Genomic DNA, 20,598 nt, shown 5'->3' on the forward strand with positions numbered 1-20,598 from the left:
CAAAGATTATAGAAAGCAGCGTGGTAAAAGATATAATCTTTCTTCGGTTTTACAGTTATAGTCAATTGATGAGAAGTTATTGATATGCCATGGGAATATTTAAACGGTCACAAGCATATTAAACAATTATGTAGGATTACCAGGTTTAGAGAATATAAGAATGATCCAAAATCTGGTACTTCAGAAATTGCTTATATGGTGACAAGTTTAGATAAAAGCTATAAGCCAGAGGATTTACTAAAAATAAATCGTAGTCATTGGAGCTGTGAAAATAATTTAAACTGGGTAAAAGATAGCATTTTTCTTGAGGATAAATCAACTATTAGCGTTGGAAATACGCCATCTGTAATATCTTTACTGCGTAGTTTGAGTATTCAAATAATCAAACGCGTCTCAAATAAAATTACAGAAACAAGAGAAATGTTTAATCGATACAAATTCCTGCTTTGGAAAAAATTTGCAACTTAAAGTTGTGGCTTTTAAATTGCCCTGTGTCAGGGGTGCCTCATGAAAATATTTTGTATAAAACAAGCGGTATAACTCGATGTTCAAGTTTTTAGCAGAATAAATAGGATTTTGAAGGAATAAGGAACAGATACACTATTCCTGCAAAAATCATATGCATTCTCGTCGAAAAATAGCTCAAATATAATTAACCTCAGTTTGATGTAAGAGGAAGGTTGAGATTGTTTAATTTTCCAAAAGCTACAGAAATTTTATTAGGCTTAAAAACATAGGCAAGCAGTCCAGCTAATACGTTAGTTTGAAAATTCATAACAGATCTATGGCTTGTATGGTCTATATGACAAAGGTTTTTTAGTTGATCGTTAATGGTTTCAATAATATACCTTTTATTTAAAAACCGCTTTTTAATAGGATCTATTATTCTTTCTTTCATATTACTTTTAATTTTTGTTATTAGTTCTAAAGCTTGATTAGCAAGGGATTGAGTGAGTTTTTTACTGATATACCCACGATCACCAAAAAGCCAGCCTTGTAATTTATCTACTAAATTTTCTACCACTGCTCTATCATCAACATTTCCTGGAGTTAAAGAAAAACTCATAATCTCTCCGCAACTGTTAATGACAATATGTAGCTTACAACCAAAGAACCACCCAGTGGAAGTCTTACCTCTTTTTGCTATGTCTTTGAATACTTTATGTCTATTAATTCTTAAATTATGGCAAGCAGGAAGTTTAGTAGAGTCGATATAATATTGACCAGTTTGTTTTCCTGATAGGCTTTTTAGCAGTAATACCATGGGCATGAAGCTCATTGGCATTAACTGAACAAAACGACTATAGCTCACAAGTTTTGGAAATTCCTTTCTATAACTTTGACATAGGCAGCATAAATAAAAATCTTTAAAGGTACGGTAGTGACTCAAGTGAAACATTACTATAATAGTAATAATCTCTGAGAGTCCTATACTGCAAACTACTTTACGCTTACGGTTAGGATTTGGTAATATATATTTATTTTGCTCCGTATCAAAATGCTTGCAAAAATCATCAATTAAGCAGAAAATCTCCGTAAGAGGGATCATAATATATTCTCCAATTTTGTTGTTATTATTCGAGAACTTTATAATCCCTCCCTTCTTACTTTTCAAATATTCTTTCTAACAAACTGGTTTGAAAGAAGGTTTTATTTTTACCATAGCTCACCACCAACAGTTTGTTTATGTTATTACATAATGCTTAGCATTTTGTTTGGTGCTTACGTCAAACTCAGGTTATAAATATATTTAGGAAATATTTATGGACGATAAAAACCAAAATAAAAAACTAACATGGATGGAAATTTTTGAAAAATTGTCACTAATACCAACAGGGGATTTTTTTGATAAAAAAGGTAGAGCAGATTCACCAAATGAAGAAAAAGGGGAATTAAACAAACCTAAATATAACCTGAGTTTGACGTAAGCACCAAACAAAATGCTAAGCATTATGTAATAACATAAACAAACTGTTGGTGGTGAGCTATGGTAAAAATAAAACCTTCTTTCAAACCAGTTTGTTAGAAAGAATATTTGAAAAGTAAGAAGGGAGGGATTATAAAGTTCTCGAATAATAACAACAAAATTGGAGAATATATTATGATCCCTCTTACGGAGATTTTCTGCTTAATTGATGATTTTTGCAAGCATTTTGATACGGAGCAAAATAAATATATATTACCAAATCCTAACCGTAAGCGTAAAGTAGTTTGCAGTATAGGACTCTCAGAGATTATTACTATTATAGTAATGTTTCACTTGAGTCACTACCGTACCTTTAAAGATTTTTATTTATGCTGCCTATGTCAAAGTTATAGAAAGGAATTTCCAAAACTTGTGAGCTATAGTCGTTTTGTTCAGTTAATGCCAATGAGCTTCATGCCCATGGTGTTACTGCTAAAAAGCCTATCAGGAAAACAAACTGGTCAATATTATATCGACTCTACTAAACTTCCTGCTTGCCATAATTTAAGAATTAATAGACATAAAGTATTCAAAGACATAGCAAAAAGAGGTAAGACTTCCACTGGGTGGTTCTTTGGTTGTAAGCTACATATTGTCATTAACACGTCAGTTCGGGATAAGATATAGATGAAATAGTAATAGATAAAAGGATTGTCAAAAAGGAGTGCCTGCAGTATTTATATTTTTAAACAAAAAAACAAACTACAGGCATGAAAAAAGATATCACAGAATTATATAGTTTTATAGATGATTTTTGTAAAATTTATTTGGAGTATGAACAGAGAAAGTTATTACCATCAAATAAGCAAAGAAATCGCTGTTGTAGCATGAGTCTAAGTGAAATGTTAACAATAATAATTATGTTTCATACATCCTATGCTAAGAATTTTAAATTTTTCTATAAAAGTTATATAGAGTGCATGCATAAGGATGATTTTCCCAAAGCCTTGAGTTATAATAGATTTGTTGAATTAATGGCACGATTATTCATACCGCTAAATATGTTGATTCATTTGTTGTTTGGTGAGGAAACAGGTATTTATTTTATTGACTCTACAACGATTAAAGCTTGTCACAATAAAAGGCGTTATAGCAATAAAGTTTTTAAAGGATTAGCCAAACATAGTAAATCCTCTATGGGGTATTTTTATGGTTTTAAATTACATGTAATAATCAATAATAAAGGGGAGTTTATGGCATTAAAAGTGACCAAAGGCAATGTAGATGATAGGGTTCCAGTACCGGAGTTAACAAAAAGATTAACTGGAATTATAGCAGCTGATAAAGGTTATATTAAGCAAAATTTGTTCTTAAATTTATATGAAAGAGGCTTAAAAATGATTCATGGAATTAAGAAGAATATGGAAAATAAATTAATGGATTTGAAAGAAAAAATCTTACTTCGAAAGCGTAACTTAATTGAAACAGTTTTTGATTATCTAAAAAATAAAATGAACCTTGAACATACTAGACATAGATCACCAATAAATGCCTTTGTCCATATATTATCTACTCTTGTTGCTTACTCATTAAAGAAAAATAAACCTTCAACAAAATTTGATTTTAATCTACATGTTCACAATATCCTTATCCCGAATTGACGTATTAACAGTTGCGGAGAGATTATGAGTTTTTCTTTAACTCCAGGAAATGTTGATGATAGAGCAGTGGTGGAAAATTTAGTAGATAAATTACAAGGCTGGCTTTTTGGTGATCGTGGGTATATCAGTAAAAAACTCACTCAATCCCTTGCTAATCAAGGTTTAGAACTAATAACAAAAATTAAAAGTAATATGAAAGAAAGAATAATAGATCCTATTAAAAAGCGGTTTTTAAATAAAAGGTATATTATTGAAACCATTAACGATCAACTAAAAAACCTTTGTCATATAGACCATACAAGGCACAGATCTGTTATGAATTTTCAAACTAACGTATTAGCTGGACTGCTTGCCTATGTTTTTAAGCCTAATAAAATTTCTGTAGCTTTTGGAAAATTAAACAATCTCAACCTTCCTCTTACATCAAACTGAGGTTAAATATAATGATACATATCCCTACTTCAGTGATTTTTGATAAGGTATAGTCAATTGATGAGAAGTTGGGGACGTTGTCGCTCCATCGCTTATTGCTAATAATGACAATATTGAGAATGATAACTTACAATTGCTTTTTCGGCTAACGCATTCTTGCAATGATATTAGTTTTTTATAGAATTTTTAAAAAAAATGTTTAGATAAAAAAACTGTAAATTAAATAATTCTAATGCTTCTGCTAATGATTTTGGTAATGGCACTAAATTATATTGTTGATCAAAAGCATTACCATATATTTTACTGATATTATTAATTTTATCAGGAAATTCTAGACCTAATAATATAGAATTTAAAATAGTGAAAATTGCCAAATAAGGATCGGTTAGTGGGCTTGCTATTCGATGTTCTAGTCTTCTAGGAAACGAGTCAGGAATACGTACAGCAACAGTTCTATTGTTATTACCAAAAGACACATTAGTTGGTGCCATAAAATTTTCATCTAAGCGAAGATAATCATCTTCATTCGGCATAAATACCAAAAAACTATCGAGCATATAATGACAGACGCTCTGCCCTATTATATCTAATGAATATGGATTGCCACGACCACTACGTGGTCTTGCAATGACGTTTGTATTATAACTCGTCATTGCGAGGCGGCTTCTGCCTTCGAAGTAATCCAAATTTAATTTTTCTGGATTACCAAGATCACTACATGATCTTGCAACGACGTTTGGGAGAGTTTGCTTCGCTGCTGCTAAAGTATCTTCTCTCAATAACGTTGAAGAATCTATAAAATTTACATGAAAATGCATACTACTACCATAATCGTTGGGAAACGGTTTGGCAGAAAAATTTACCTTACCCTGCAATTTTTTTGCAATAATTTGTATTTTGGACTTAGTGCTACTAATTTTTCCTATATACTCAATTATGTTAGTAGAAGGTGGTAAATCTATCTCAAATTGATTATCACCTTTTTCTTTCTTAATTACTATGCCAAGCAGAGTTTGCAATTCGAGTGGAGCAATATTTTTGCTCAAATAAAACTCTATTTCCACTCCAATACAAGGGGTTAGCGAATAATCTGTTTGGAATTTGTTGATGATTTTTTGCAATGCATTGTTCTTTTGCAAATGATCTAATAGTTTATAAATAAAATCCTGTGGAGTTGTCATGTGCATCAGTTTGTAAAGAATAAAGTGTATTATAAAATTTTTGATAAAAGCTTCAAGCAATCTAGTCATGTTTATAGTAAAAAAAATAAGTCTGGTGTTTCTAATAACTTAGAAATTGTCCCAAATAATAGGTTAGCAGTAGTTCAACATTATAATGCTAATAACATTATCATTTTGCAGCAAATGCATGGTACCAAAGTTATTGATGCTGATCTTGATATTGATACTGATATTGAAGCTGATGGAGCCGTTACTACAAAAAAAAATCTAGTGCTAGCAATACAAAGTGCTGACTGTGTTCCTGTGTTATTTAGTAGCGAAGATGGTATGGTTATAGGGACTGCTCATTGCGGTTGGCGTGGGGCTAAAGCCGGTATCATTAATAATGTAGTAAAATTAATGCATGATAAAGGAGCTATAAACATCAAAGCTATTATTTGCCCTAGTATTCAACAATGTTCTTATGAAGTTGACCAAGAATATTACGATAATTTTATAAAACAACGAGCTGATTATTCAAAATTCTTTATTAATTCCTTGAAAATAGGATATTATATGTTTGATTTACCGGCTTATGTAGAACTTCAATTGCAAGAAGCGGGTGTTAAAGATATAACCAGGATATTAGAGGATACCTATAGTAATCCTGAGAAATACATAAGTTACCGACGTTGCTGCCATACTGGAGAGTTATATAACCATACCATATTATCTACTATTGTAATTTGTAATTAAGGAGTTAAATAAAGCAAATGTTTAAAATTTTAAAAATATCTTGTATTTTACTAATCGTATTATGCAAAAATTATGAGCTATGTGCAGCAGAATATAGCCTTGAAGAAGCAAAAAACAAGTATTATGATCTAAAATTATTGCAGCCTAAAGAAGATGGGGATGGTCGAATTCAAACTCTTAATAAGAGAGGAGCAATGGCACCACAATTAGATGAGGTAACAAAGAAATTTATAGAATTTTCAGAAAACCGGATGGTTTTAGAAATCGGTGGGGCTTATGGAAAAGCTATGATGGAAACACTAAAGAAGCAACATAACGTTACTTACCATTTAAATGATCTTGATGAGCGTCATCTTTTTATTGCAGCACACAACATAGAAACATTAAAATTAAACCAATCAACTTTAGATAAAATTAAATTTATCTCTGGTGATATTACTTCAAACTTAGAAATTCATGATAAGTATGATGCTATTTTGATAGCCCATGTTTTACATTTCTTTTCTCCAGAGCAATTAGATAAGGCAGTTGCTAACATATTTAATCTGTTAAAAGATGGAGGAAGGGTTTATGCAATTGCTATTACGCCATATGTTAAGCGTTATGAAAGGTTTATTCCTGAATATGAGAAAAGAGTATTAAATAAAGAACCATTTCCTGGTTATGTCCAATCTGTAAAAAAGTGGCTAAACACCTCCGTTACTAGCTCTAACCAGCTTGCGTCAATTAATGATGAACCGTTTATGTTTATGGATCAAGATGTACTAACTACCATCTTTAAAAAACATAATTTTAGAATAATTGAATGTGAAATGGCTGGATTAAAGTATAAATCAAAAATATGGTCTCTAGATGGCAGAGAGACTGTGATTTTGATAGCAGAGAAATTAAGCAACTAAAGATATTTAAGGAGATATTATGAAATCACATAGTTTTATATCTGATGATGCTATACAAAGTTCGGATAAAAAATTACAATTTATAGCAGAATGCTTTGATCCTAAATATGACAAAGATTATAAAGATGAGATTGAAGTACAACGTAGACTTGAAAAGGATATAGAACGAAAAGCGGTCTTTTATATTGAGACTCCAGATAGGGGGCTAGTAGACCTAGTAGCTCAGTGTAAGGTAGGTAAAGATGATGAGTATAAAGTAACCTATCAAGACATGCATAAGGCATTAACCAATGATTATAACTTGTCAGAACAACAAACAGAATATATTTTAGCAGCAAATTATCAAGGTGGTATAGCTGGAGGTATTGCTGGATTTTACAAACTGAAAGCAAAAACATACGATGATTGTTACTATAAGGATGGTACGGATGTTATGATGAATGAATGGCTAAGAGATGGTGTTGCGTCGAAGATTATTATAGATAAAGATAATAATCTATCATGTGTCGGTGGACAAAAAATCATGTTTGATTGTAGTAAGCAAGTTTTTTCTTCAAATGCAGATCTTAAAAATATGATGGGGATAAAATTTAATAGCCAAGATTTTGTGGCAATAAATATTACAGCTACACTAGGAAAATTAGGGGACACTGCTCCAATAGAGCAAGTAGTAATTGATGTAGCTGGCACTGGAGTGGTCGCTAATCAATTTATTGGCAAGTTAGAAACAATCAAAGCATCCTGTCCTGCCAAAGATCCTTCATCAATTATTAAGAGTAATGTTGCTTTATCGAAGGAATTAGTAGCTGATGCTCTTACTGATGAACAATATAAAACAGTTGTAACAGAAAAAATTTCGAAAATTTTACATTCTGAACAAGATGAGACTGAAGCAATAACAGCATTAAAAAGACTAGATGGTGTTAAAGAGGCTTTAGCTGATTTGTTAGTAAAACAAATTGACCAAGCAATCGAAGCTCAAAAAGATAAAAAAACCGATAAATTAAGTGCAGAGTCAATTAACGATATTGCTAAAGAAACTGCTGGGCAGTTAAGTAAATTTATTGATCAACCAGACAAATATACAATAAAGAAATTTTCTGAAGATTTAGTAAAAGATCGAGCTACTTCATCGGATGTGATAGTTCCAAGGAAAAATTTTGTTGAAAAAATTTGTCAGTATTTAAAAGATAAATGGCACGGATATTCTTACGATAAAAGCAAGATAGTGACACTTGAGCAATTGCATGATAAAGCAAAAATTGTAGGACAGGCAGCAAAATCACATATGTCATCTAAAATATCAATATCACCACCTCCACATAATAAAAAAGAGGGGGCTAGGACAATTTAGAAAGAGTTATAGTCAATTGACTATAAAACCTTAACGGGTTAGTTATAATGTAATTTAAGGAAATATTATGAAATCACATAGTTTTACATCTGATGATGCTGCTCAAAATAATGATCAAGCCTTACAATATATAGCAGAATCTTTTGATCCCAAATATGACAAAGAGTATCAAAATGATACTAAGTCTGTTGAACTACAAAGAAGATGTAACAGAGATATAGAACGTGGTGTTTTCTATATTGAAACTCCAGACGGAAAGCTAGTAAACCTGGTAGCTCAGTGCAAGCTAGTTAAAGGTAAGGATCATCAAATAACCTATCAAGATATGAAAGAGACATTAACCAATGATTATAAATTATCAACCCAACAAACAGAATATATTTTAGCAGCAAATTATCAAAGTGGTATAGCTGCTGGTACTGGTGGATTTACTCATCTGAGAGTAAATCCACCAGTACATTATGGATTTGATCCTACGAAGGAATGGATGAGAGATGGCAATATGTCCAAAATTATTATAGATAAAGATAATAATGTATCATATGTTGGAGGACAGAGACTCATGTTTGATTGTAGTATGGAAGCTTTGACTCCATATTCAGACTTGAGAAATATGGTAGGTACAAAATTTAATAGCCAAGATTTTATGGCGATAAATATTACAGCTACACTAGGAAAATTAGGAGACACCGCTCCAACAGAACAAGTAGTAATTGATGTAGCTGGTACTGGAGAGATTGCTAGTCAAATTATTAATGACTTAAAAGCAATCCAAACAGATATTCCTGCTAAGAATCCAACAGCAATTATTGAGACTAATGGTACTGTATCAAAGCAATTAGTAACTGCTCCTCTTAATGCTGAACAATATAAAACAGCTGTAACAGAAAAAATTTCAAAAATTTTACATTCTGAACAAGACGAGACTGAAGCAATAACAACATTAAAAAAACTAGATGGTGTTAAAGAGGCTTTAGCTGATTTGTTAGTAAAACAAATTGATCAAGCAATCGAAGCTCAAAAAGATAAAAAAACCGATAAATTAAGTGCAGAGTCAATTAACGATATTGCTAAAGAAACTGCTGGGCAGTTAAGTAAATTTATTGATCAACCAGACAAATATACAATAAAGAAATTTTCTGAAGATTTAGTAAAAGATCGAGCTACTTCATCGGATGTGATAGTTCCAAGGAAAAATTTTGTTGAAAAAATTTGTCAGTATTTAAAAGATAAATGGCACGGATATTCTTACGATAAAAGCAAGATAGTGACACTTGAGCAATTGCATGATAAAGCAAAAATTGTAGGACAGGCAGCAAAATCACATATGTCATCTAAAATATCAATATCACCACCTCCACATAATAAAAAAGAGGGGGCTAGGACAATTTAGAAAAAGTTATTGCAAGCAGCCTCCTAGAGCCTTTCTAATTAAGTGTGTAAATTTTTCATAGGGCTTAAATTCTACCTTCAAATTTTATCAAAAAGTGAGCCATAGCTGCGTTCCAGTTCGGAATCGGCATAACCCATTTCTTGGTCATATAATCAATTGCCAAATATAAGGTCTTAAAAACGGCATTATCATTTGGAAAAACCCTTTTATTCTTAGTAACCTTACGTAATTGGCTATTGACAGATTCTATACTATTAGTTGTGTATATTACTTTCCTTATCGCCTCAGGGTATTCTAGAAAAACCATTAAATTTTCCCAATGAACATACCAAGATTTAGCAATTTGTGGATACTGTTTACTCCATTTAGCTTCAAAAGATTCTAAAGCAAGATGTGCTTCTTCCTCTGTGCTAGCAGTATATATAGGCTTTAAATCAGCCGCTAATTCTTTTCGGTCTTTATATGATACATATTTTAAACTATTTCTAATCTGATGTACAATACATAATTGATGTTCGGTTTTCGGAAAAACTGCTTCTATTGCCTCAGACATACCGGTTAAATTATCACTGCAAGCAATAAGCATGTCTTGCATACCTCTGTTCTTCATCTCAGTAAAATTACCAAGCCAAAATTTAGCTCCTTCATTTTCACTGTTCCACAATCCTAAAATATCCTTCCTTCCAGATAAATCAATACCTAATGCTACATATACAGACTTATTGATAATTCGTTTATCTTGACGTACTTTTACTACTAAACAGTCAAAAAATACTATAGCATATACTCGATCCAATGGTCGGCTTTGCCATATCTTGACATCCTCAATTACATCATCAGTAATTTGACTTATCAAACTTTCGCTAACGTCAGCTCCATACAATTCTTGCATTTGAATCTTAATATCAGATAAGCTCATTCCTTTAGCGTATAACGATATTATTTTATCATCAAATCCTTCAATACGTCTTTGACGCTTCGGAATTAATGCAGGTTCAAATGTACTACTTCTATCCCTTGGAACCTCAATCTCTACAACTCCATTATTTGTTACTAGATTCTTTACTTTACTACCATTACGAACATTATTGCTATCAGTATGACAATATTTATCATATCCTAAGTGATTATTCATCTCTGACTGCAATGCCTTCTCTACAAGCCTTTTGGTTAATTGTTTTAATAAACCATCCTCTTTAAATAAAGTTGATATATCTGTATCATTATTTATTAATAAATCTATTGCTTGATTCATTGCTTCATTTTGTTTGTGACGCATTATAATTTCTCCTTTTGTTATATTATATTTTTATATAACTAAGGTGGTCCCCTTTGTCTAGACAAAAATTTAGATAAATAGAGATATAATTCACAAAAATTAAATTGTTGTTTTTATACAATATTTTTTTCAAAATATACACATTCTGGAGTTTTATAATCCAAAGCTTGATGCATCCTTTGTCTATTATAAAAGTCCATATATTCGTTAATTGCTGTCTTTGCCTCCTTTACTGTTGTTAAAATAATCCGATAAATTTTTTCCTGTTTTAATGATCGCCAAAAACGTTCAATAAAAATATTATCTAAGGCTCGTCCCTTACCATCCATACTAATCAAGATATTATGTAGCTTTAGCATACTAATAAAATTCTCCGAGGTAAATTGTACTCCTTGATCAGTATTAAATATTTTTGGCATACCATATTTTTCTATAGCGTCTTCAAGGGCTGTTACACAAAATTCACTTTCCAAACTAATGGAGATTCGCCAACTTAGAATATAACGACTATACCAGTCAATAATAGCTACTAAATATACGAACCCTTGGCTCAGTCTTATATACGTTATATCTGCACTCCAAACCTGGTTTGGCAATACTATTTCTAATCCTTTTAGTAAATAAGGATATATTTTATGCACTTGATTCCTCTTGCTTAAATTTATTTTAGGATAAACAGCTTCAAGACCCATTATCTTGTAGTAACGTCTAACAGCTTTATGACCTACCGAAAAACCTTGGGCTTGTAAATATTTAGCCATCCGCCGCATACCATAATATGGATGCATAGTATAGGTCTCATCAATTATTGCCATAATCTTGATATCTTGTTCACTAATACCAGTAGGTTGATAGTAATAGGTTGACCTGCTAATATCCAATAACTTACACTGTTGTACAATTGTTAACTTATTATGATTAGGCTCTATCATATTACACCTAACCTTTAATTCCAAACAATGCAGATTTTTTTTTGAGCCAGTCACACTCAACGCTTAACTGACCAATTTGCTCATATAGATTCTTGATTAACCCCTGCTGATTTGGATCAGCACTCTGTGTTTTATTCTTAAAACCTTGTACTAACAACTCAAGACCTTGTTTTTTCCAGTTACTTATCTGTGTTGCATGAACACCATACTTACTGGTTATCTGGGCTATTGTTAGCTCTCCCTTAATTGCTTCTATGACAATTTTGGCTTTCTCCTCAGCACTATATTGCCTTACTTGTTTTTTCATCTCTAGCTCTCCTTGTTTGCTAAAGAATTCTATCTCATTTTTCTTATTTTTCTGTCCAAAATATTGGAACCATTATACTTATTTGTACAGAGCCTCAGTTTGATATATTTCTTCTAAATGCCCTCGGATCTCGCTGACTGTCATACCGCGACCATAAAGGGATATCACTTTCTCATCAAATCCATTAAATCTCCTCAGCCCTTTTGGTATTAATTGAGGATTATACTCTCCTTCCCGATCTCTTGGTACTTCTACTGTCAGCTTACGACCATCCCCATCAATTACTGTCTTCTCATAGCTACCATTACGACTATTATTATACGTCAATTCGGGATAAGGATATTGTGAACATGTAGATTAAAATCAAATTTTGTTGAAGGTTTATTTTTCTTTAATGAGTAAGCAACAAGAGTAGATAATATATGGACAAAGGCATTTATTGGTGATCTATGTCTAGTATGTTCAAGGTTCATTTTATTTTTTAGATAATCAAAAACTGTTTCAATTAAGTTACGCTTTCGAAGTAAGATTTTTTCTTTCAAATCCATTAATTTATTTTCCATATTCTTCTTAATTCCATGAATCATTTTTAAGCCTCTTTCATATAAATTTAAGAACAAATTTTGCTTAATATAACCTTTATCAGCTGCTATAATTCCAGTTAATCTTTTTGTTAACTCCGGTACTGGAACCCTATCATCTACATTGCCTTTGGTCACTTTTAATGCCATAAACTCCCCTTTATTATTGATTATTACATGTAATTTAAAACCATAAAAATACCCCATAGAGGATTTACTATGTTTGGCTAATCCTTTAAAAACTTTATTGCTATAACGCCTTTTATTGTGACAAGCTTTAATCGTTGTAGAGTCAATAAAATAAATACCTGTTTCCTCACCAAACAACAAATGAATCAACATATTTAGCGGTATGAATAATCGTGCCATTAATTCAACAAATCTATTATAACTCAAGGCTTTGGGAAAATCATCCTTATGCATGCACTCTATATAACTTTTATAGAAAAATTTAAAATTCTTAGCATAGGATGTATGAAACATAATTATTATTGTTAACATTTCACTTAGACTCATGCTACAACAGCGATTTCTTTGCTTATTTGATGGTAATAACTTTCTCTGTTCATACTCCAAATAAATTTTACAAAAATCATCTATAAAACTATATAATTCTGTGATATCTTTTTTCATGCCTGTAGTTTGTTTTTTTGTTTAAAAATATAAATACTGCAGGCACTCCTTTTTGACAATCCTTTTATCTATTACTATTTCATCTATATCTTATCCCGAACTGACGTATTATCTACTTTTGGCATCTTACTATGTTTTGAATATCCTAATTCATGATCCAACTCACTTGCTAATATTTTCTCAACTATTTGCTTCTTTAGCTGTTGAAATAAACCATCTCGACCAAATAACTCCGATGGATCTGCTTTTGATAATAATTCTTCTACTAGCTGATTACTGATGTTTAATGTATCTTTATCTGTATCTAATTTTTTAGCCATAATTCCTCCTTGCTTGCTTAAGTTACTTTTTTTACAGTAATCTCTTACTGCTTTCTTTGCAACTTACACAAACTATAGGACAGACTCTCAAGCTTTGGATTATAAAACTCCAGAATGTGTATATTTTGAAAAAAATATTGTATAAAAACAACAATTTAATTTTTGTGAATTATATCTCTATTTATCTAAATTTTTGTCTAGACAAAGGGGACCACCTTAGTCTAACCATTCTTTATTCATAAATTCTCTATCAGCAAGCAAATATTTTATTCTTTCAACGCCAAAATTATTAATAAATTTCTGTAAAAATTCCTTCATAAATTCTGCAGAACACCCGCCACCATGCGACAAAGTCTTCCAGAATATTGGCACCGATATTTTACCAATTACCATTACTAAAAATAAAATATTAATATCGGATTTACCAAATTTCCAACTTGTCCTATCCATTGCTACGACATAATTTTTTGAAGCAAAAAAGCTTAATAGCAAATAGCCAACCTTCATATAATCAAAATTAAAATCTTTTAAAAAACGATAAATTCTATGAGTTTTTGACGTCGCTTTAGCATCACCTAAAATACCAAGTGCTAAACCTTTTTGATAAATTGAGCTGCCCGTCAGCAAACTAATTACCATACCAACCAAACATTTTAATCTTGATTTATTTCCGTCTATATATAAAATCAATTCTTGAAGTATTATATTATGCATTTTGTTATAAAAATACCTACCTTATACTACTTCACACCACTCTAAATCAACCATTCTTCTTCATCTTCTCAAAATTGTAGGGTACTATAGACAAATTCACTCGTCCATATATGACAAATTTTGCGTTTAAAGATATATGTTGTGACTCGGATATATAGTCAATTCAGGAGAATTTGGGGCTAGGAGCGATGGAGCGACGCCTATAAGTAATAGACGAGCGACGACGCCCCCAACTTCTCATCAATTGACTATAGTAATAGGAATAACAGGGCTACGTTGTCCATAAATTAAAAATTCCTGGTTGCCTTTTGCTCCTAGAATAGGGCTGGGTATTACCCCAAATATGTTAAAATTATAATTTGATTCTAGCCATTGTTAAATTTTATCACATACTCTTTGATGTAAGAGTTGGCTTCTAACAATACCACCATTCCCGACCTCATTCTTGGACACTTCAAATTGCGGCTTAATTAAGGCAACTAGACGGCAATTATCTTTTGCTAAACCAAATGCAGTGGGTAATATGGTAGTAAGGCTAATGAAGCTGGCATCACAAACGATAATATCTGGTGGCACACTAATTTGCTCAATTGTTAAATACCGGGCATTAGTTCTTTCAATTACTGAAATTGTAGGGTTATTACGCAGTTTATGATGTAGTTCGCCATATCCGACATCTACTGCAAAAATCTTTTCAGCCTTTCTACGAAGCAAAACCTCAGTAAAACCACCAGTACTAGAGCCTATATCTAGACAAATCAGCCCTTGTGGATCAATATTGAAATGGTCTAGAGCAGCAATTAATTTTAACGCCCCTCGTGATACATAATCATGTATCGGGCGTTTTATAATAATATCACGAGTATCAATTGATATTCCCGTACCTGGTTTAGTATTTTGCTGCTGATTAACATATACTTTGCCTTGGATTATTAAGCTTCGTGCGATGTTAATATCATCAACTAATTGGCATTCTACTAAATGCTGGTCAAGCCTTATTTTTTTCATCAATCAAATTTATAGTATCTTGAATACCAAAAAGTTTAAAAAAAGATCCAAGCCTTGGTCCTTCAGTTTGACCAAGTAATATTTGATATAATTCTTTAAAATAATCTCGTAAATTATGATAACCATGATTATTACCTATATCATAAATTTTCTCCTGAATCTGTTCGGAAGTACTATCTACTGGTAAAGCAGATAACATAGTGCTAATTTCTTGTAAGATAACTTTTTGCTGAACATTAGGCATTAAATAGCACTTATTCGCTTTAATAAAGTCATTATAATAACCAATGGCAAAATCTGTTAAATGATCAAGGTACGGAGCATTTTGCGGTGTCGCATCTGGAGCGTACTGACTGATGAATCCCCAAAGTACCGATTTATCTTCCGGATTACAAACTGATGCTAGATTGAGCAATAAGCTAAAACTAATGCCAAAAGTTTCGATAATAGGCACATTCCCATGATGAATATGGTGTACTGGATTAGCAAAACGCTTTACTTGATCAGTTTCTAAATGATATTTTTTATTAAATGTAATATATTCATCAACATTTTTAGGTATTACATCAAAATGTAAACGCTTAGCTCTTGTTGGGTTTTGGTACATAAATAGTGACATACTTTCCATGGGGGCATATTGTAGCCATTGATCAACTGTAATACCGTTGCCTGTAGATTTAGAAATTTTCTCTCCATCTTCATTAAGAAATAATTCATAAAAAAATTGTACTGGTTCAATGCCACCCAAAATTCGACAAATCTCTGAATATAATTTAGCATTATTCATATGCTCTTTGCCATACATTTCATAGTCAACTTGTAGCGAAGCCCAACGCATACCAAAATCAGGTTTCCATTGTAGTTTGCAATGCCCCTTGGTCACAGGAACTTCAACCAATTTTCCTTCTTCGTCTTGATAGCTAATAGTGCCGTTTAAACGATCAACCTTGCTAATAGGTACTTGCAGGACAATGCCGGTTTTTGGACAAATCGGCATGAAAGGCGAATAGGTTGCTTTTCTTTCGGCTCGAAAGGTTGGTAACATTAGAGCCATTATCTCATCATATTTGTCTATGACTTTTAGCATCATCTGATCAAATAAACCGGATTTATAACATTCTGTACTACTAACAAATTGATATTTAAAACCAAATTTATCTAAGAATGAGCGAAGTTTGGAGTTCATGTAATGCCCATAACTTTCACACTCACCAAAAGGATCTGGCACAGATGTTAGAGGTCTGCCAATATGCAATGCCACCATATCAGGGTTGGGGATATTACTTGGAACTTTACGCAGACCATCCATATCATCAGAAAAACAGAACATCTTAGTTGGAATATTCGATAGCTGTTTAAACGCTTCTTGCACCATTATAGATCTAGCAACCTCTGCAAATGTACCAATATGCGGTAACCCTGACGGTCCATAGCCCGTTTCAAATAATACATAGCCTTTAGCTGGGGTTTTGCCGCCCAATTGATCTAATATTCTTTTTGCTTCTAAAAAAGTCCAAGCATTTGATTTAACAGCATCTTCTAAAATTTCTAATTCTGACATCTATAATATCCATAAGTTTGATTCAATTTACCAACTCACCTTACGCATAAACCCCATGATAATTTAAAAATTCCAGAAAAGTACAAGACGCTATTAGCGAGACCACGTAGTGGTCGTGGCAACCCACATTCATTAGATTGCTTCGTCGCTACTAAAGTAGCTCCTCGCAATGACGCCAAACTATTTTCCTATATGACTTTTAAATGCCATGCATAAGGTGAGTTACCAAGATTATAAATATACATGGTTTTTTGTAAATTTATAAATATATCTCTTGAGTTTTTTACAATATTCTTAGACAATAGCCGATTAAAAATTATTATTCACTTATGACTATTCCTTCTATTGTACATTTTCTTCGTAAAGATAGCTTTAGAATTTTACATATAACCCTAATTTGCATATGCATCTTTGCCTTATCTTTAGCTTATTTTGTTGAATATATATTACATTTTATACCTTGTCCTTTATGTATTTATCAAAGATTCCCATATTTATTTATCATCAAGATTTCAGTTGTAGCATTAATTATTAAAAAAATAAGCAAATATACTTTATTTTTTATCACTCTAAATTTATTAGGTGCTTGCATATTAGCAGGCTATCATAGTACCGTAGAAAGGGGAATAGTTAATCCAAGTGCTCTTTGCTCAACTTTAATCCATATTCCAAAACACTTATCCATCCAAGATATTAAAGAGATATTTTATAGCCAACCGATCACGAGTTGTACCAAAGCAACAGTTAAATTATTTGGCATATCGATGACAGAATGGAATTTGTTACTAAATCTCTCTTTATTATTTGGCGTACTCCTTACTTGGTTTTATCCTAGAAGGCTGCCTCCTATATCTTAAAACAATATCATTATAGAATAAAATTTGACTAGCACTAAGTATAAATTTAAAAAAATATAATAATTTTTTAAATATTTTATATAGCTAACTCGAGAAGGTTACTTAATGTCAGCCCTGCAGGGGTCTAGATTCCCGCCTTCGCGGGAATGACGAATTATAGGCACATGCATCTATAAATATAAAATTAATCACTTTTTCACTTAGTGGAAGAAAATTTTATAGTATACTCAAATAATCACTTATATTGACTATAGTCAATTGATGAGAAGTTGGTAACGTCGTCACTCCTGCTACCTAATTCTCCTGAATTGACTATATAGGATTTTTTATACTTGCAAAGTAAACATACATCAATAGAATTAGACCATTAAATTATAAGAGGGATTTATGCTCAATAACATTAACTTCATCAGTAAGGAATTATCAAATAATCAAGCAACTATAGTGTTTATTAGTGAACAGCTGAAATTAGACAGTAATTTATTACTACTTGATCAACAACATCATGGTTTAATTTCTAAAACTATTCAAAATAAATTACTATTTACTGGAAAATTTGGACAAATTAAAATTGTTAATTCTATCGCTAAGGATGGAGAAATAAAATATTTAATTATGGTTGGCACTGGTGATGAAACAAAATTAACAACCTCTTGCATTGAAGAGCTTGGAGGAAGAATCTTATCCTGTAGTACTTGCAGTAAAATTAGTACTATTGGCATAAAAATTTCTCATAATATCGGACAACATCAACCAGCTATTGTTGCTTCTCTTATAGCTAGCGGCTGTTTGCTTGCTTCATATAGATTTGATAAATACAAAACTACTCAAAGTGAAGGAGAAAAATTTGTTGTAGACTCTCTTGAGATTTCTATAGATGATCAGTCTAAAGCAGAGGAATTGTTTAATGATAAAAGATCATTAGCTGAGGCAGTATTTTTTGCCAGAGATATGATAAATGAACCAGCCAATATAAAAAATCCTCAATCTTACTCTGAAAAAATATTAGAACATCTTGAACCGCTAGGAGTTGAAATTATCATTATCGGTGAAAGAGAAATGAAAAATCTTGGTATGGGAGCTTTACTTGGTGTTGGACAAGGTTCACAAAATGAATCCAAACTTGTAGTAATGCAATATAATGGCTTGGATGATGATACCCCACCTGTCGCTTTTGTTGGTAAAGGGGTTACTTTTGATAGTGGTGGGATTTCTATTAAACCAGCAGCCAATATGGGAGATATGAAATATGATATGGCCGGTTCAGCTGCAGTAGTTGGAGCAATCATGGCTTTGGCTAGTCGTAATGCACAAGTTAATGTGGTCGGGGTTGTTGGTCTTGTAGAAAATATGCCTTCAGGCAATGCTCAACGACCAGGAGATGTGGTAACCACTATGTCCAAAAAAACAGTGGTGGTGGATAATACTGATGCAGAAGGTCGGTTAGTCTTGGCTGATGCAATTTGGTATACTCAAGAAAAGTTTAAGCCTCAATGTGTAATCGATCTGGCTACCCTTACTGGAGCTATTGTTGTCGCTCTTGGTAAAACTTATGCTGGGTGCTTTACCAATAATGATGAATTAGCTGGTAAGCTAATAGATGTTGGCAATAAAGTTAATGAAAAATTATGGCGTATGCCTCTACATAAAGATTTTGATGAGATGATAAAGTCAGACATTGCTGATCTTGCTAATATTGGCAACGTCCCTGGAACCGCTGGTAGTTGTACAGCAGCTCAGTTTATAGGGAATTTTATTAAAGAAGGTATGGTTTGGGTGCATCTTGATATTGCCGGTGTTGCCTATAATAAAAAAGGCAATCCCCTTGGTCCTAAAGGAGCAGTAGGTTATGGTGTAAGACTTCTTAATCAATTTATTCAAGATCACTATGAAAAATAATCAAACAAATCGTATTTTTGTACTTGGGGCTGAAAAAGGTGGAGCTGGTAAAAGTACCTGCTCCATGCATCTAATTACCGGTTTATTGTATAATGGTTATACGGTTGCTAGTATTGATACTGATTCACGTCAGGGGTCTTTAACAAATTATTTAAAGAACAGAGATGATTACAATTTAAAGAACCCGGACAATACGGTTAAAACTTCTCAGCATTTTCATTTGACTGAAAGTCAAGAACAAGTCGTTGCACTTAAAGAAGAGGATGAAAGAACTAGGTTTGAACAGATAATTGAACAGACAAAAAATGCTGATTATCTAGTAATCGATACACCAGGAAGCTACTCTTTCTTATCTAGATTAGCTCATTCTTATGCTGATACGGTAATTACCCCAATTAACGACAGTTTTCTTGATTTTGATGTATTAGCCAAAGTTAACGCTGACAATTTGTCAATTATTGCCCCATCAATCTATAGTCAAATGATTTGGGAGCAAAAGATGCAGAAAGCTAATCGTAATGGCGAGACAATTAACTGGATTGTTATGCGTAATCGATTAAGCAACTTGGATGCAGTAAATAAAAGGAAAGTGGGGGCTGCTCTTGAACAATTAGCAAAAAGAATTAGCTTTAAGATTGCTCCAGGCTTTAGTGAAAGAGTAATTTTTCGGGAATTATTTTTACAAGGGCTAACATTACTTGACTTAACAACAGCTAATCATGGTAAAACACTTAGTATATCTCATGTAGCTGCTCGTCAGGAATTACGAGATTTTTTAAACTTTCTTGGTATATGAGGCACAACTGTTGAAAGTTAGAAGGTAAAGCGGGTTTTAGATAGCTTTTCCGTCATTGCGAGCGAACGTATGTGAGCGTGGCAATCCATAAATTGTCATATGGATTGCTTCGAGGCTAACGCCTCCTCGCAATCTGATGTATCCCCACGA

20 protein-coding genes and 3 pseudogenes are annotated in these 20,598 nt (G+C 32.4%); 12 read left to right on the forward strand and 11 right to left on the reverse strand.

What is annotated here, in order from left to right:
• Positions 1 to 84 precede the first annotated feature (84 nt).
• Positions 85 to 468: a hypothetical protein gene (locus tag NBW66_RS03635; RefSeq protein ID WP_250311768.1), complete on the forward strand. Its 384-nt coding sequence runs from the start codon at positions 85 to 87 to the stop codon at positions 466 to 468.
• A 190-nt stretch (positions 469 to 658) separates the two neighbouring features.
• Here the strand turns inward: NBW66_RS03635 and NBW66_RS03640 are convergent, their stop codons facing one another.
• Complete coding sequence (locus tag NBW66_RS03640; protein ID WP_250311479.1) at positions 659 to 1,549, reverse strand: IS982 family transposase; 891 nt, start codon at positions 1,547 to 1,549, stop codon at positions 659 to 661.
• 214 nt (positions 1,550 to 1,763) lie between these two features.
• Between NBW66_RS03640 and NBW66_RS03645 the strand changes: the two genes are divergently transcribed.
• The 4 genes and pseudogenes from NBW66_RS03645 to NBW66_RS03660 all read left to right on the forward strand — a co-directional run.
• The gene (locus NBW66_RS03645; protein WP_250311769.1) at positions 1,764 to 1,928 is read left to right on the forward strand and encodes a hypothetical protein; all 165 of its coding nucleotides are present in this window, start codon (positions 1,764 to 1,766) and stop codon (positions 1,926 to 1,928) included.
• Positions 1,929 to 2,101: 173 nt separating this feature from the next.
• A pseudogene (locus NBW66_RS03650) lies at positions 2,102 to 2,572 on the forward strand (transposase); the annotation flags it as partial.
• A 104-nt stretch (positions 2,573 to 2,676) separates the two neighbouring features.
• Positions 2,677 to 3,567, forward strand: a complete 891-nt coding sequence (locus NBW66_RS03655) for an IS982 family transposase (RefSeq protein WP_250310582.1) — start codon at positions 2,677 to 2,679, stop codon at positions 3,565 to 3,567.
• A gap of 3 nt (positions 3,568 to 3,570) precedes the next feature.
• A pseudogene (locus NBW66_RS03660) lies at positions 3,571 to 3,999 on the forward strand (IS982 family transposase); the annotation flags it as partial.
• Between the two features lie 167 nt (positions 4,000 to 4,166).
• Here the strand turns inward: NBW66_RS03660 and NBW66_RS03665 are convergent.
• Positions 4,167 to 5,120: a type I glutamate--ammonia ligase gene (locus tag NBW66_RS03665; RefSeq protein ID WP_250311771.1), complete on the reverse strand. Its 954-nt coding sequence runs from the start codon at positions 5,118 to 5,120 to the stop codon at positions 4,167 to 4,169.
• 60 nt (positions 5,121 to 5,180) lie between these two features.
• On the opposite strand from NBW66_RS03665, the gene pgeF reads away from it, so the two are divergent.
• The 4 genes from pgeF (at position 5,181) to NBW66_RS03685 (ending at position 9,561) form a co-directional block, all read left to right on the forward strand.
• The gene (gene pgeF, locus NBW66_RS03670) at positions 5,181 to 5,915 is read left to right on the forward strand and encodes a peptidoglycan editing factor PgeF (protein ID WP_250311772.1); all 735 of its coding nucleotides are present in this window, start codon (positions 5,181 to 5,183) and stop codon (positions 5,913 to 5,915) included.
• A 17-nt stretch (positions 5,916 to 5,932) separates the two neighbouring features.
• Positions 5,933 to 6,814: a class I SAM-dependent methyltransferase gene (locus tag NBW66_RS03675; protein ID WP_250311773.1), complete on the forward strand. Its 882-nt coding sequence runs from the start codon at positions 5,933 to 5,935 to the stop codon at positions 6,812 to 6,814.
• Between the two features lie 19 nt (positions 6,815 to 6,833).
• Complete coding sequence (locus NBW66_RS03680; protein ID WP_250311774.1) at positions 6,834 to 8,168, forward strand: hypothetical protein; 1,335 nt, start codon at positions 6,834 to 6,836, stop codon at positions 8,166 to 8,168.
• A gap of 67 nt (positions 8,169 to 8,235) precedes the next feature.
• Positions 8,236 to 9,561 carry a hypothetical protein gene (locus NBW66_RS03685; protein ID WP_250311775.1) on the forward strand — a complete coding sequence of 442 codons (1,326 nt, stop codon included), beginning with the start codon at positions 8,236 to 8,238 and terminating at the stop codon, positions 9,559 to 9,561.
• Between the two features lie 64 nt (positions 9,562 to 9,625).
• Here NBW66_RS03685 and NBW66_RS03690 read toward each other — a convergent pair whose 3' ends face one another.
• From NBW66_RS03690 to NBW66_RS03730, 9 genes and pseudogenes are all read right to left on the reverse strand, one after another.
• Complete coding sequence (locus NBW66_RS03690) at positions 9,626 to 10,840, reverse strand: IS256 family transposase (protein WP_250310568.1); 1,215 nt, start codon at positions 10,838 to 10,840, stop codon at positions 9,626 to 9,628.
• A 113-nt stretch (positions 10,841 to 10,953) separates the two neighbouring features.
• A complete protein-coding gene (locus NBW66_RS03695; protein ID WP_250311195.1) occupies positions 10,954 to 11,772 on the reverse strand; it encodes an IS3 family transposase in 819 nt (272 codons plus the stop codon).
• Between the two features lie 7 nt (positions 11,773 to 11,779).
• A complete protein-coding gene (locus NBW66_RS15220) occupies positions 11,780 to 12,079 on the reverse strand; it encodes a transposase (RefSeq protein WP_094649795.1) in 300 nt (99 codons plus the stop codon).
• Between the two features lie 78 nt (positions 12,080 to 12,157).
• Entirely contained in the window at positions 12,158 to 12,406 is a 249-nt protein-coding gene (locus NBW66_RS03705; protein WP_410525811.1) for a transposase, read from the reverse strand.
• Positions 12,403 to 13,293, reverse strand: a complete 891-nt coding sequence (locus tag NBW66_RS03710) for an IS982 family transposase (RefSeq protein WP_250310582.1) — start codon at positions 13,291 to 13,293, stop codon at positions 12,403 to 12,405. Before NBW66_RS03710 ends, NBW66_RS03705 begins: the two co-directional genes overlap by 4 nt.
• An 83-nt stretch (positions 13,294 to 13,376) precedes the next feature.
• The gene (locus NBW66_RS03715) at positions 13,377 to 13,613 is read right to left on the reverse strand and encodes a transposase (RefSeq protein WP_250311776.1); all 237 of its coding nucleotides are present in this window, start codon (positions 13,611 to 13,613) and stop codon (positions 13,377 to 13,379) included.
• 216 nt (positions 13,614 to 13,829) lie between these two features.
• A complete protein-coding gene (locus tag NBW66_RS03720; protein ID WP_250311777.1) occupies positions 13,830 to 14,327 on the reverse strand; it encodes a hypothetical protein in 498 nt (165 codons plus the stop codon).
• Positions 14,328 to 14,567: 240 nt separating this feature from the next.
• Positions 14,568 to 15,335: pseudogene (locus NBW66_RS03725) on the reverse strand (TlyA family RNA methyltransferase).
• Positions 15,316 to 16,896 carry a lysine--tRNA ligase gene (locus tag NBW66_RS03730; RefSeq protein ID WP_250311778.1) on the reverse strand — a complete coding sequence of 527 codons (1,581 nt, stop codon included), beginning with the start codon at positions 16,894 to 16,896 and terminating at the stop codon, positions 15,316 to 15,318. The pseudogene NBW66_RS03725 and the gene NBW66_RS03730 overlap by 20 nt, the downstream one beginning before the upstream one ends.
• Before the next feature lie 329 nt (positions 16,897 to 17,225).
• Here NBW66_RS03730 and NBW66_RS03735 point away from each other — a divergent pair, with 329 nt between their 5' ends.
• The 3 genes from NBW66_RS03735 to NBW66_RS03745 all read left to right on the forward strand — a co-directional run bounded on the left by NBW66_RS03735 (position 17,226) and on the right by NBW66_RS03745 (position 20,448).
• A complete protein-coding gene (locus NBW66_RS03735; protein WP_250311779.1) occupies positions 17,226 to 17,753 on the forward strand; it encodes a disulfide bond formation protein B in 528 nt (175 codons plus the stop codon).
• Positions 17,754 to 18,140: 387 nt separating this feature from the next.
• Positions 18,141 to 19,652: a leucyl aminopeptidase gene (locus NBW66_RS03740; RefSeq protein WP_250311780.1), complete on the forward strand. Its 1,512-nt coding sequence runs from the start codon at positions 18,141 to 18,143 to the stop codon at positions 19,650 to 19,652.
• Positions 19,642 to 20,448 carry a division plane positioning ATPase MipZ gene (locus NBW66_RS03745; protein WP_250311781.1) on the forward strand — a complete coding sequence of 269 codons (807 nt, stop codon included), beginning with the start codon at positions 19,642 to 19,644 and terminating at the stop codon, positions 20,446 to 20,448. The genes NBW66_RS03740 and NBW66_RS03745 overlap by 11 nt, the downstream gene beginning before the upstream one ends.
• Positions 20,449 to 20,598 lie beyond the last annotated feature (150 nt).

Source organism: Rickettsia endosymbiont of Oedothorax gibbosus (assembly GCF_936269705.1).
In the GTDB taxonomy this organism is placed as follows: Bacteria; Pseudomonadota; Alphaproteobacteria; order Rickettsiales; family Rickettsiaceae; genus Tisiphia.